Annotated in this window: 3 protein-coding genes; all 3 read left to right on the forward strand. The window is 74.0% G+C overall.

Annotation, left to right across the window (positions count from 1 at the left end; translation table 11 throughout):
- The first annotated feature begins 5 nt into the window (after positions 1–5).
- The 3 genes from ACZ7PG_RS48845 (at position 6) to ACZ7PG_RS48855 (ending at position 14545) form a co-directional block, all read left to right on the forward strand.
- The gene (locus ACZ7PG_RS48845; RefSeq protein WP_470246078.1) at positions 6–1208 is read left to right on the forward strand and encodes a macrolide family glycosyltransferase; all 1203 of its coding nucleotides are present in this window, start codon (positions 6–8) and stop codon (positions 1206–1208) included.
- Complete coding sequence (locus ACZ7PG_RS48850; protein WP_470246079.1) at positions 1205–2404, forward strand: cytochrome P450; 1200 nt, start codon at positions 1205–1207, stop codon at positions 2402–2404. Before ACZ7PG_RS48845 ends, ACZ7PG_RS48850 begins: the two co-directional genes overlap by 4 nt.
- Positions 2405–2524: 120 nt before the next feature.
- Positions 2525–14545: a type I polyketide synthase gene (locus ACZ7PG_RS48855; RefSeq protein WP_470246080.1), complete on the forward strand. Its 12021-nt coding sequence runs from the start codon at positions 2525–2527 to the stop codon at positions 14543–14545.
- The last annotated feature ends 26 nt before the right edge of the window (positions 14546–14571 follow it).

The raw sequence follows: 14571 nt of genomic DNA on the forward strand, positions 1-14571 counted from the left end.
CGGTCATGCCCGACATCACCTTCCTGCCCTATCCCGCCTACGGCCACATGACGCCGGCGCTGCCGGTGGTCGCCGAGCTCGTGCGCCGCGGCCACCAGGTCACCTGCTTCACCTCCGGCGAGTTCGCCGACCGGGTCGCCGCGACCGGCGCCCGCGCCGCGGACTACGGCTGCGACCTCTCCACCGCGCAGCCGGACATCACGAACGCCGACGAGGCCGCCCGGGCGCCGTTGCACCTGCTCGAGCAGAGCATGGCCGTGCTGCCCGCCGTGGAACGCCTGCCCGCGCCGGATCTGCTCGTCTACGACACGACGCTGTGGGCGCCGGGCCGGCTGCTGGCCCGCAAGCACGCGCTGCCAGCCGTGCAGCTCTCGGCCACCGTGGCGTCGAACGAGCACTTCTCGTTGACGAAGGAGAACCAGACCTACGGCGAGGCGGTCGACCCGGCCCACCCGGCGATCGCCCGGTTCGTCACGAGGCTGGGCGAGCACCTGGCCGCCCACGGCCTCGGGGACCTGACGCTGGAGGAGTTCTTCACCGGCGGCGACGAGTTCACGCTGGTGTTCCTGCCGCGGGCCTTCCAGCCGGCGGGTGAGACCTTCGACGAGCGATTCGCCTTCGTGGGACCGTCGGCCGGGCCGGACGCGGCGTCGTGGCGGCCGCCCGCCGACGGGCGGCCGGTCGTGCTGATCACCCTGGGCACGACCGTCAACGACCGGCCGGAGTTCTTCCGCACCTGCGCCGAGGCGTTCGCGGACGTGCCGTGGCAGGTGGTGCTCACCCTCGGCAAGCGCGTGGACCCGGCGACGCTGGGACGGCTTCCGTCCAATGTGGAGGCTCATCGCTGGGTCGCGCACGGCGACGTCCTGCCGCACTGCTCGGTGTTCCTGTGCCAGGGCGGGATGGGCAGCCTGATGGAGGCGCTGTCCTTCGGCGTCCCGGTGATCGCCGTGCCGCACCACCCCGAGCAGCACATCAACGCGCGGCAGATCCGGCGGCTCGGCCTGGGTGCGTCGCTGGACAAGGAGACCGTGACCGCCGGGCTGATCCGGGACACCGTGCTCGCCGTCGACCGCGACGATGCCGTGCGCCGGCGCGTCGGGCTCATGCGGCGCGAGGTGCACGCCGCGGGCGGGGCCGCCCGCGCCGCCGACGAGATCGAGGCCAGGGCCGCCGCCGTGCGCCCGGCCGGAGGGAGCCGGAAGTGACCGAGCCGTCGCCGTTGCCCGTCAAGCGGAGCTGCCCGTTCGACCCGCCCGACGAGTACCGGGCCCGGCCGGGGATCAGCCCGCTGGCGTTCGACGTCAGTCCCGGCCCGGCCACCGGCTGGCTGGTGACCAAGCTGTCCGACGTCCGCGCGGTGCTGGCCGACGCCCGGTTCAGCCACCGCAACGACCTCGTCGCGCTCGCCGTGCCCCCGCCGTTCCCGATGGACACCTACGAGCCCGAACCGGCCGCGCCCGGCGCGTTCCCGAAGATGGACGGCGCGGACCACGCGCGGTACCGGAAGCTGATCGCCAAGTACTTCACCGTGCGGCGCACGAGAGAGCTGGTGCCCGCCGCGGAGCGGATCGCCGGCGAGCTGCTGGACGCGATGGCGGCGCGGGGCACGGAAGCCGAGCTGGTCACCGCCTACGCCGAGCCGCTGGCCACCCGGCTGATGTGCGAGCTGGTCGGCGTCCCGGAGGCGGACCGCGAGGAACTGCTGCACCACCTCAACGTCGTGGCCCGGATGCGGTACTCGCTGGAAGAGCTGATCGCCGCGATCACCGTCGTCGGCGGCACGCTGGAACGGCTCGTCGACGCGGCGTTCGAGAACCCGGGCGAGGACATGCTCGGCGAGCTGGCCCGCACCGGCGAGCTCGACCGGCCGGAGCTGGTGAACCTGGCCTGGGCGCTCGTCGGCGGCGGGTTCGACACGACGACGAACATGCTGGCGCTGGGCACTTTCGCGCTGTTCGAGCACCGCGACCAGCTCGAGCGGCTGCGGGCCGAGCCCGCGTTGTGGCCCAACGCCGTCGAAGAACTGCTGCGTTACCTGACGGTCTCGCACCTCGGCGCGAGCCGGGCGGCGCTGGAAGACGTCGAGCTGGGGGAGCGGGTGATCCGCGCGGGCGAGACGGTGGTCGTCGCGCTCCCGGCGGCCAACCGTGACCCCGGGCGCTTCCCGGACCCGGACCGGCTCGACATCGGCCGGGTGACCCAGGGCCACGTCGCGTTCGGCCACGGCGTGCACCAGTGCATCGGCCAGCACCTGGCGCGGTTCACCATGCAGGTGGGGTTCGAAGCGCTCTTCATGCGCTTCCCCACGCTGCGGCTGGCCGTGCCTCAGGAACAGGTCCCGCTGCGCGACGACATGCTGCACTACGGGGTGCACGCCCTTCCCGTCAGCTGGACCTCCTGAGTCCTCTAGGCACCGCACTAGACCTGACCTGTCCGCCGTGGACAGCGTTGTCGCGCCTGTGTTGCCGTGGATGCCGAGCAGTCGCCACAGGAAGGAAGCCGCCCGCCGATGGAGCGTGAGATGACGGGTTTTGCGAGCACTCCGGGCGAGCCGGTCGCCGTGGTCGGGCTGTCCTGCCGCCTCCCGGGCGCGGCCGGGCCCGCCGCCTTCTGGCGGCTGCTGACCGAAGGCCGCAGTGCCATCACCGACGTCCCCGCCGGCCGGTGGGACGCCGCGGCGACCGGGGTCCGCCGAGGCGGGTTCCTCGACGACGTCGACCGCTTCGACGCCGCGTTCTTCGGCATCTCGCCGCGCGAGGCCACCGCGATGGACCCGCAGCAGCGGCTGGTACTGGAGCTCGCGTGGGAGGCCCTGGAACACGCGGGGATCGTGCCCGCGAGCCTCGGCGGAAGCGCCGCGGGCGTGTTCGTCGGCGCGATGTGGGACGACTACGCCGCGCTCGTGCACGCGAGTGACCCCGCGGCGATCACCCACCACACCATCACCGGCGTCCACCGCAGCCTGCTCGGCAACCGCGTCTCCCACCTGCTCGGCGCGCACGGCCCGAGCTTCACGATCGACTCCGGGCAGTCGTCCTCGCTCGTCGCCGTCCACCTGGCGGTGCAGAGCCTGCGCCGCGGCGAGTGCCCGGTCGCGCTGGCCGGCGGGGTCAACCTGATCTTCTCGCCGGGCAACGCCGTCACCACGGCTCGCTTCGGCGGGCTTTCCCCGGACGGCGAGTGCTTCACCTTCGACGCCCGCGCCAACGGTTTCGTGCGCGGCGAGGGCGGCGGGCTCGTCGTCCTCAAGACGCTCTCGCGCGCCCGGGCCGACGGCGACGAGATCCTCGGCGTCATCCGCGGCACCGCGGTCAACAACGACGGTGCCGGCGACGGCCTGACCGTCCCGGACGCCCGGGCCCAGGCCGCGGTCGTGCGCGGCGCCCACGCCGACGCCGGGATCGAGCCGTCCGCCGTCGGCTATGTCGAGCTGCACGGGACCGGGACCAGGGTCGGCGACCCGATCGAGGCGGCCGCGCTGGGCGAGGTCTTCGCCGCCGGCCGCGCCGAGCCGCTGCCGGTCGGGTCGGTCAAGACGGTCATCGGGCACCTGGAGGGCGCGGCGGGCATCGCCGGGCTGCTCAAGGCGTTGCTCGCGCTGCGCCACGCGACGCTGCCCGCGAGCCTCAACTTCGCGACGCCGAACCCGGCGATCCCCCTCGACGAGCTGAACCTCCACGTCGTGACGGAGAACGCCGAGTGGTCCGGCCGCCGGATCGCCGGCGTCAGCTCGTTCGGCATGGGCGGGACCAACGCCCACGTCGTGCTGGAGTCGGCCGACCCCGTCGCACCCCGCTCGACAACGGATACCGCGGCGCCGTGGCTGCTCTCGGCCCGCACCGCTGCGGCCCTCCAGGCCCAGGCCACCGCGCTCTTGTCCCATGTGGACGACCACCCGGAACTGTCCCCTGTGGACATCGGGTGGTCGCTGGCGAACCGCCGCACGGCGTTCGAGCACCGCGCGGTCGCCGACAGCCGGGACGCCCTGCGCGCGATCGCGGACGGCATGGGCGTCACCCAGGGCGTCACCGCCACGAGCGACGACCGCGTCGTCTTCGTCTTCCCCGGCCAGGGCGGCCAGTGGGCCGGAATGGCCGCCGAGTTGCTCGAGGGGTCGCCGGTGTTCGCCGCGCGACTGGCCGAGTGCCGCGACGCGCTCGCGCCGCACCTCGACTGGGACGTAATCGATGTCCTCCACCAGTTTCCGGGTGCGCCTTCGCTCGACCGCACCGACGTCTTGCAGCCGGTGTTCTGGTCGGTCGCGGTGTCCTTGGCCGCCGAGTGGCGGGCGCACGGGGTCGAACCCGCCGCCGTACTCGGACACAGCCAGGGCGAACTGGCGGCCGCCGTCGTCGCGGGCGCGCTGTCCCTGGACGACGCGGCGCGGATCGTCGCGCTCCGGGCGAAGCTGCTGGCCGAACGGATGGCGGGCAACGGCGGCATGCTGTCGGTCGACCTGCCGGCAGCGGCCGTCACCGAACTCCTCGCGGCGTACCCCGGCCGCCTGTCGGTGGGCGCGGTCAACGGCCCGGCGACGACGGCGGTGTCGGGCGACCTCGACGCTCTCGACGAGCTGCAGGCGGAGCTGACCGCGCGCGAGGTGCGCTGCCGCCGGATCGCGATCGCGTACGCGTCGCATTCCGCGCAGGCCGAGCCGCTCAAGGACGAGCTGCTGCATTTGATCGCCGGAATCCGGCCGCGAGCAACGCGCATGCCGTTCTACTCCTCGACCGCGGGCGGCCTGCTAGACACGGAACGACTCGACGCCGGCCACTGGTTCGCCAACCTGCGGCAGCCGGTGCTGTTCGCCCCGGCGATCCGAGCCGCCTTGGACGCGGGGATCGGCGTGTTCGCCGAGGTAAGCCCCCACCCGGTACTGGTAGGCGGCATCCTGGCAACGGCGGCCGACCACGACCGCCCGGCCGCGGCGGTCGGCACGCTCCGCCGAGGCGACGGCGGCCCCGCGCGCTTCGCGAGGTCGGTCGCGGAGCTGTGGACCCGAGGCGGCGGAGTCGACTGGACGGCGACGTTCTCCAGCGGCGGCCCGGTCGACTTGCCAACGTACGCCTTCCAGCGCGAGCGCTTCTGGCTCGCCGCCGGCTCCAACGGCTCCGCCGATACCGCCGACACCGTTGTCTCCAACGGCTCCGCCGACACCGCTGGCTCCGGCGGCTCCGCCGACCCCGCCGACCCCGCCGACACGACCGACACCGCTAGGTCCAACGGCTCCGCCGGCTCCAACGGCTCCGCCGGCTCCAACGACGCCGCCGGCTCCAACGACGCCGCTGGCGCCAACGGCTCCGCCGACACCGCTAGCTCCAGCGGCTCCGCCGACCCCGCCGACACGACCGACACCGCTGGCGCCAACAGCTCCGCCGACACCGCTAGCTCCGCCGCCACCACCGACACCGCGGGCCCCAACGGTTCCGCCGAAACTGTCGGTACCCACCGCTACGCTGGAAACCGGGGCCCGGAGGCACACCCGCAGGACCTCCTCGAGACCGTCCGCGCCCACACGGCCCTGGTCCTCGGCCACCCCGGCCCGGACGCCATCGACCCCACGACGTCGTTCAAGGACCTCGGCTTCGACTCGATCATCGGCGTCGAGCTCATCACCCGCCTCTCCGCCGCGACCGACCGGAAACTACCCGCCACCTCGGTCTTCGACCACCCCACCCCCGCCCGCCTCGCCGCGGCGCTGCGCGCCGACCCGACCGCGAGCGAACCGGCCGTCGCGGCCCCCGTCGACGAGCCCATCGCGATCGTCGCGATGAGCTGCCGGTACCCCGGCGGCGTGCGGTCGGCGGACGAGCTGTGGCAGCTCGTCGCCGACGGCCGGGACGTCATCGGCGGCCTGCCCACCGACCGCGGCTGGGACCTCGACAACCTCTACGACGCCAACCCGGGCAAAGCGGGCAAGTCCTACGCGCGCCACGGCGGCTTCCTCGCCGACGTCGCCGGGTTCGACGCGGACTTCTTCGGGATCTCCCCGCGCGAAGCCCTCGCCATGGACCCGCAGCAGCGGTTGCTGCTGGAGACCACGTGGGAGGCGTTCGAGCACGCGGGCATCGACCCGGCGTCGCTGAAGGGCAGCCGCACCGGCGTCTACGTCGGCGCGACGACGTCCGAGTACGGCCCGCGCCTGTTCGAAGGCGGCGAGGGCTTCGACGGGCACCTGCTCACCGGCACCACCGGCAGCGTCGCGTCGGGCCGGATCGCCTACGTCCTCGGCCTGGAGGGCCCGGCGCTGACCGTCGACACCGCGTGCTCGTCCTCGCTGGTCGCGCTGCACCTCGCCGTGCGCGCGCTGCTCGCGGGGGAGTGCACGCTGGCGGTCGCCGGCGGCGCGGCCGTGCTGGCCAGCCCCGGGATGCTCGTCGAGTTCAGCCGCCAGCGCGGCCTCTCCCGCGACGGCCGCTGCCGCGCCTTCTCGGCCGACGCGGACGGCACGGGCTGGGCCGAGGGCGCCGGCGTCGTGCTGGTCGAGCGCCTGTCCGACGCCCGGCGGCTCGGCCACCCCGTGCTCGCCGTCGTGCGCGGCACGGCGGTCAACTCCGACGGCGCGTCCAACGGCCTCACCGCCCCGAACGGCCCGTCCCAGCAACGCGTGATCCGCGCCGCGCTCGCCGACGCCGGACTCACACCGTCCGAAGTGGACGTCGTCGAAGCGCACGGCACCGGGACCCCGCTCGGCGACCCGATCGAGGCACAGGCGCTGATCGCCACCTACGGCCAGGACCGCGAACGGCCGCTGCTGCTCGGCTCGCTGAAGTCGAACCTCGGCCACACGCAGGCCGCGGCGGGCATCGGCGGCGTGATCAAGATGGTCCAGGCCTTGCGTCACGGCGTCGTGCCGCGGACCCTGCACGCCGACGAACCCAGCCCGAAGGTGGACTGGTCCGCCGGCGCCGTGACCCTCGCCTCGGCCGAGCAGTCGTGGCCGGAGACCGGCGCACCCCGCCGAGCCGGGGTGTCCTCGTTCGGCATCAGCGGCACCAATGCGCACGTCATCGTCGAACAGGCCCCGGAATCCGCGCCCGAGGTGTCCGAAGAGGACGGACTGGGCGTCTGGGTGCTGTCCGGACGCACGGAAGCCGCGGTCGCGGACCGGGCGTCGGAGCTGGCCGAGACGGAGCACGGCGTCGCCGACGTCGGCTGGTCCCTCGCGTCGACGCGCACCGCGTTCGAGCACCGGGCCGTGGTGGTCGGCGAACGCGCCGACCTTCTCCAGGGCTTGGACGAGATCGCCGCACGGACCCCGGGAGCCTCCGTGGTCACCGGCGTCACCGGTCCGATCGGACGCACGGTCTTCGTGTTCCCCGGCCAGGGCGCCCAATGGGTCGGCATGGCGGCCGCATTACTCGACGAGTCACCGGTCTTCGCGGCCCGGTTCGCCGCCTGTGCGACGGCGCTCGAGTCCTTTGTCGACTGGTCGCCTTTCGACGTCCTCCGCGAAGGCGCGTTGGACCGGGTCGACGTGGTCCAGCCGATGTCGTGGGCGGTGATGGTGTCGCTCGCGGCACTGTGGCAGTCGTACGGCGTCACGCCGGACGCGGTCGTCGGCCACTCCCAGGGCGAGATCGCCGCGGCCGTCGTCGCGGGTGGACTGTCCCTTGAGGACGGTGCCCGCGTGGTCGCGTTGCGCAGCAAGGCGATCGCGGCCGGGCTGGCGGGCAAGGGCGGAATGGCCTCGATCGCGCTGGACGCCGGACGCGTCGAAGCCCTGCTCGACGACCGGATCTCGATCGCGGCGTTCAACAGCCCGTCGTCGACCGTCGTGTGCGGCGATCCCGCCGCCCTGCAGGAACTGGTCGCACGCTGCGAGAGCGACGGCGTCCGCGCCCGGCTGATCCCGGTGGACTACGCGTCGCACTCGGCACACGTGGAGGCGATCGAAGCCGAACTGCGCGAGGTCCTGGCTCCGATCCGGCCGCGCACGGGCGACATTCCCTTCTACTCGACCGTGACCGCCGAGCCGGTCGACACCGTGACCCTGGACGCCGGCTATTGGTACCGCAACCTGCGTCAGGCGGTGCGGTTCCGCGACACCGCCGACGTCCTCGCCGAGCGCGGGCACCGGTTCTTCGTCGAGGTCAGCCCGCACCCCGTGCTCGGCGGCGGGCTCCAGGAGACCCTCGAAGAGGCGGCCGTCGTCGGCACACTGCGTCGCGGCGAAGGCGGCCTCCGCCGGTTCCTGCTGTCCGCGGCCCAGCTGTGGGCGCACGGTCACGACGTCGACTGGTCGGGGCTCTACCCGAGCCGGCGCACGGTGAGCCTGCCGACGTATCCCTTCCAGCGGCAGCGTTTCTGGCTCGAACCGGCGACCAAGTCCGACGACGACAGCGGGTTCTGGACCGCGCTCGACACCCTCGACCTCGCCGACGACACGCCCTGGCGCGACGCACGGCTCGCGTTGACCCGCTGGCGACACCAAGCCGACCTGGACACCTGGCGCCACCGCATCGCCTGGCGCGCGCTGCCCGAGCCGCCCGCCACCCCGCTCACCGGCACCTGGCTCGTGCTCACGCCCACCGCGGGCGCGCTCACCGGGTTCGGCGTCGAGGTGCTCGTCACCGCGGACGACGACCGCACCACCCTCGCCGAGCGGCTGACCGGACTGACGCCCGACGGCGTCCTCGCGCTGACCACCTCCGACGACCCGATCCACGCCGTCACCAGCGCGGCCATGCTGGTCCAAGCGCTTGGCGACGCCGGGATCGACGCGCCGCTGTGGTGCCTGACCAGCGGCGCGGTCGCACTCGACACCGACCCCGCGCCGGACCCGGCGCAGGCCGCGGTCTGGGGCCTCGGCCGGGTGGCGGCGCTGGAACACCCCGGCCGCTGGGGCGGGCTGATCGATCTGCCGGAAACGCCAGACGCCGAAACCCTCGAAAAGCTGGCCGCCGTGCTGACCGGCGACGAAGACCAGGTGGCCATCCGGCCGTCCGGGGTGTTCGCCCGCCGGCTGGTCCCCGCGTCGGTACGCGGGAAGACCCCGGCCCGGACCTGGGAGACCGGCGGCACGGCCCTGGTCACCGGCGGCACAGGTGCGCTGGGCAGGCACCTCGCCCGGTGGCTCATCGAGCGCGGAGCCGAGCACGTCGTCCTGACCGGCCGCCGCGACGCGGACGTGGCCGAGCTGGGCGCCCGGGTGAGCGTCGTGGTCTGCGACGTCACCGACGCGCACGCCCTCCGGGAGCTGGTCGACGGCCTCGACGACCTCCGGACCGTCGTCCACGCGGCGGGCGTCGGCACGCTCGCCCCGCTCGATGACACCGACCCGGCCGCGATCGCCGAGGTCCTGCGGGCCAAGGTGCTCGGCGCGCGGCACCTCGACGATCTCCTCGGCGACCGCGAGCTGGACGCCTTCGTCCTCTTCTCCTCGATCTCCGGCGTCTGGGGCGTCGCCGACCACGCCGCCTACGCCGCGTCGAACGCCTACCTCGACGCACTCGCCCTGCGCCGCCGGGCGCTCGGCCGGACCGCGCTGTCGATCGCCTGGGGTCCCTGGGCGGGTGGCGGCATGATCGCCGAAACCCTGCACGACGTCCTCGCGCGCCGCGGCGTCCCGGTCATCGAGCCCGAGCCCGCCCTGGCCGGCCTCGGGCAGGCGCTGGACCACGACGAGGCGTTCGTCGCGCTGGCCGAGATCGACTGGCCGGTGTTCGCCGACGTCTTCACCGCCGTCCGGCCGAGCCCGCTGCTCGCCGAACAGCCCGCGGTCAAGCAGCTCCGCGAACAGTCCGCGGAAACGTCGGGCTGGGGTGATCAGCTCGCCGCGTTCACCGGGCCGGAGCGCGAAAAGTTCGTGTCCACTGTGGTCCGCCAGCAGGTCGCGGCCGCGCTCGGGCACTCGAGCCCGGAGAACGTCGACGTCCGGCGCGCGTTCAAGGACCTCGGGTTCGACTCGCTCACCGCCGTCGAGCTGCGCAACCGGCTGAGCGCGGCGACCGGGCTGAAACTGCCGAGCACCCTCGTGTTCGACCACCCGACCGCCGCGCTGCTGACCGAGCACCTCCTCGCCGAGGTCGCCCCGGAGTCCACTGTGGACGCCACGCCGGTCCCGGTCGCGGCGGCCGACGACGACCCGATCGCCATCGTCGCGATGGGCTGCCGCTTCCCCGGCGGCGTCACCACGCCAGAACAGCTGTGGACGTTGCTGACCGACGGCGTCGACGCGATCTCCGGGCTGCCCGCCGACCGCGGCTGGGACCTCGGCTCGCTCTACGACGCCGACGCGAGCCGGCCCGGCACCACCTACGCCCGTCACGGCGGGTTCCTCGCCGACGCCACCCGGTTCGACCCGGCGTTCTTCGGGATCTCGCCGCGCGAAGCCGTCGCGATGGACCCGCAGCAGCGGCTGCTCCTGGAGGTCTGCTGGGAGGTGTTCGAGCGCGCCGGGATCGACCCGGCCGCGCTGCACGGCACCCCGGCCGGTGTCTTCGTCGGCATGACCGACCAGGCGTACGGCTCGGGCGGCACCGAGGGCGAGGACTACCTGGTCACCGGCGCGGTGTCCAGCGTCGCCTCCGGCCGGATCGCCTACGTCCTCGGCCTGGAGGGCCCGGCTGTCACGGTCGACACGGCGTGCTCGTCGTCGCTGGTGGCGCTGCACCTCGCGGCGCAGTCGCTGCGCTCCGGCGAGTGCTCGATGGCGCTCGCCGGCGCGTCGATGGTGATGTCGACGCCGAGCCAGTTCCTCGGCTTCAGCCGCCAGCGCGGCCTCGCGCCCGACGGCCGCTGCAAGCCGTTCGCCGCCGCCGCCGACGGGTTCGCCCTCGCCGAGGGCGTCGGCGTCCTGCTGGTCGAGCGGCTGTCCGACGCGCGCCGCCACGGGCACCCGGTGCTCGCGGTGCTGCGCGGGTCGGCGATCAACTCCGACGGCGCGTCCAACGGCCTGACCGCCCCGAACGGCGGGTCGCAGCAGCGGGTCATCCGCGCCGCACTGGCCGGCGCGGGCCTGCGACCGTCCGAAGTGGACGTCGTCGAAGCGCACGGCACCGGGACCCCGCTGGGCGACCCGATCGAAGCCCAGGCTTTGATCGCCGCGTACGGGCCGGACCGCGAACGGCCGTTGCTCGTCGGCTCGCTGAAGTCGAACCTCGGGCACACCCAGACCGCGTCCGGCGTCGCCGGCGTGATCAAGATGGTCGAGGCGATGCGCCACGGGCAGCTGCCGAAGACGCTGCACCTCGACGAACCGACCGCGGAGGTCGACTGGTCGTCCGGCGTAGTCGAGCTGGCGGCCGAGGACCGGGCGTGGCCGGAGACCGGCGCCCCGCGGCGTGCGGGCGTGTCGGCGTTCGGCATCAGCGGCACCAACGCGCACGTGATCCTGGAACAGGCGCCCGAAGCGGCGCCGGTGGAGGCCTTGCCGGACACCGTGGGTTCGTGGGTTCTGTCGGCCCGGTCCGAGGCGGCCGTCCGTGAACAGGCGGCAGCGCTGGCGGAGACCGAGCACGGCGTCGCCGAGGTCGGCTGGTCCCTGGTCAGCACGCGGTCGGCGTTCGAGTACCGGGCCGCCGTCGTCGGCGACCGGGACGAGCTGAGGGCCGGGCTGCGCGAGCTGGCCGCGGGCGGACCTGTGAACACCGCGACCGCGGGCGAGACCGTCTTCGTCTTCCCCGGCCAGGGTGCGCAGTGGGCGGGCATGGCGGTCGGCCTGCTCGACGAGCCGGTCTTCGCCGAGCGGATCGCGGAGTGTGCCGCCGCGCTGGCTCCGCACGTGGACTGGTCGCTGACCGAGGTCCTGAGCGACGCGGACGCCCTCGAACGGGTCGACGTCGTGCAACCGGCGTCGTGGGCGGTGATGGTGTCTCTCGCGGCGCTCTGGCGCGCGCACGGCGTCGAACCGGACGCGGTCGTCGGGCACTCGCAAGGGGAAATCGCGGCCGCCGTCGTCGCGGGTGGACTGTCCCTCGAGGACGGTGCCAGGGTGGTGGCGCTGCGCAGCAGGGCGATCGCGGCCGGGCTCGCGGGACGCGGCGGGATGGCGTGGGTCGCCGCCCCGGAGGCCGATGTCGCTCCGCTGTTGGAGCCGTACGACGGCCGGATCTGCGTCGCCGCGGTGAACGGGCCCGGCTCGGTCGTCGTCTCCGGTGAGGTCGACGCACTGGACGCGTTCGTGCTCGACGCCGAGGCCCGCGAGCTGCGGGTCCGCCGGGTCCCGGTGGACTACGCCTCGCACTCGGCCGCGGTCGAGGCGATCGAGGCCGAGCTGCGCGAGGTCCTCGCGCCGGTCCGGCCCCGCACCTCGGCGATCACGTACATCTCCGGCGTCACCGGCACCCCGGTGGATACCGGAACGCTCGACGCCGGGTACTGGTACCGCAACCTGCGGCAGCCGGTGCGGTTCCACGACGCCACGAAGACGCTCATCGAAACCGGGCACCGGTTCTTCGTCGAGGTCAGCCCGCACCCGGTGCTCGGCGGCGGGATCGAGGAGACCCTCGACGAGACCGGGGAAGCGGCCGCCGTCGTCGGCACCCTGCGCCGCAACGCGGGTGACCTTCGCCGGTTCCTGACCTCCCTCTCCCAGCTGTGGGCGCACGGCCACGACGTCGACTGGGCGGTCCTCCACCCGGTCAAGCGCACGGTCGCGCTGCCCACCTATCCGTTCCAGCGTCAGCGGTTCTGGCTCGAACCGAAGGCCGCGGCCCCGGTCGTCCGATCCACTGTGGACGAACTGCGCTACGAGGTCCGGTGGAGCCCCGTGACCACCCCGCGGGCCGCCACGCTCGACGCCGGCTGGCTCGCCGTGGTGCCCGCCGGCCACGACTTCCGGGACCTGCTCGGCCCGGACGTGCGGCTGCTCGAAGTGTCCACGGAGGACCGTGAGGAGCTGGCGGAGCTGCTGGCCGTCGAAGCGCCGCCGACCGGCGTCGTCTCCCTACTGGCGCTGGACGACGAGCCGCACGCCGCGCACCCCGTGCTCACCGCCGGGCTCGCCGGCAACGTCCTGCTCACCCAGGCGCTGGCCGACGCCGGGATCGCGGCCCCGCTGTGGTTCGCGACCCGCGGCGCCGTCTCGACCGGCCCCGGCGAGCCCCTGGTGAACGCCGCCCAGGCGATGGCCTGGGGTCTCGGCGGGATCCTCGGGCTCGACCACCCCGACCGCTGGGGTGGCCTCGTCGACCTGCCGTCCGTCCCCGACGCCTCGACCGCCGGCCGGTTCGCGGCCGTGCTCACCGGCCGCGACGGCGAGGACCAGGTCGCGCTGCGGCCGTCCGGGCTGTTCGCCCGGCGGCTGGTCCGCGCCGCGACGTCCCCGCCCGTCCGCTGGCGGCCGCACGGCACGGCGCTGGTCACCGGCGGTACCGGCGCGCTCGGCGGGCAGGTCGCCCGCTGGCTCGCCGCGAACGGCGCCGAGCACCTGGTGCTCGTGAGCCGCCAGGGCGAAGGTGCGCCCGGTGCCGCGGAGCTCGCGGGCGAGCTGTCCGCACTCGGCGCCAAGGTGACGGTCGCCGCCTGCGACGTCTCGGACCGCGACGCACTGCGCGAACTCCTGGAAGAGCTGCCGCCGGTCAACGCCGTGGTCCACACCGCGGGCGCAGTGGACGTCGAACGGCCGATCACGGCCCTGACCCTGGCCGACTTCGCCGAGCTGGCCGAAGCCAAGGTCCGGGGCGCGCGCAACCTCGACGAGCTGTGCGGAGACGTCGACGCGTTCGTCCTGTTCTCCTCCGGCGCCGGGGTCTGGGGCAACGCGGGCCAGGCGGGGTACGCCGCCGCGAACGCCTTCCTGGACGCGCTCGCCCACCAGCGCCGCGACCGCGGGGTCCCGGCGACGTCGATCGCCTGGGGTGCCTGGGCGGGCGGCGGCATGGTCGACGAGAACGTCGGCGCGCAGCTCGAACGGCGGGGCGTCCCGATGATGCGGCCCGAGCTGGCCGTCACCGCGATCCAGCCGTCGGTCGACACCGGTAGCCCGACCGGCGTCGTCGCCGACATCGACTGGGCGAAGTTCACCCCGCTCTACACCGCGTCGCGGCAGCGCCCCCTGCTGCGGGAGCTGCCGGAGGCGCAGCAGGAGTCCTCTGTGGACAGTGACGGCGAGCTGGCGAAGCGGTTGCGGGCGGCGTCGGAAAACGAACGCGAGCGGGTCGTGCTCGACCTGGTCCGCGGCGAGGCCGCCACCGTGCTCGGCTTCCCCGGCCGCGACGCCGTCCGGCCCACGCAGACGTTGAAGGAGCTCGGATTCGACTCCCTGACCGCGCTCGACCTGCGCAACCGGCTCAGCGCGGCGACCGGGCTGAAGCTGCCCGCCACGCTGGTCTTCGACTACCCGACCCCGGCCGCCGTCGCGAAGCACCTGCTCGAAGGGCTCTTCACCGGGGAGACCGCGGACGACGAGCTCGACCGGATCGAGGCCGCGCTGGCCGCCCTTCCCCCCGAGCTGGTCATCGCCCGGCTGCGGAAGCTGCTGTGGAAGTGGGACGACGCCGGCGAAGACGCCCCAGAAGACGACGACGGCATCGAGCTCGACACGGCGACCGACGACGAGATGTTCGCGGCGATCGACCGAGAACTCGGAATCTCTTGACGTGACCGAAAACCAGGAGCGGACGC

The sequence above is a fragment of the Amycolatopsis sp. NPDC114504 genome, assembly GCF_055633595.1.

Coding starts and splice junctions, on each gene's coding strand:
- ACZ7PG_RS48845 (WP_470246078.1), top strand. CDS start 6: ATGCCCGACATCACCTTCCTGCCCTATCCCGCCTACGGCCACATGACG.
- ACZ7PG_RS48855 (WP_470246080.1), top strand. CDS start 2,525: ATGACGGGTTTTGCGAGCACTCCGGGCGAGCCGGTCGCCGTGGTCGGG.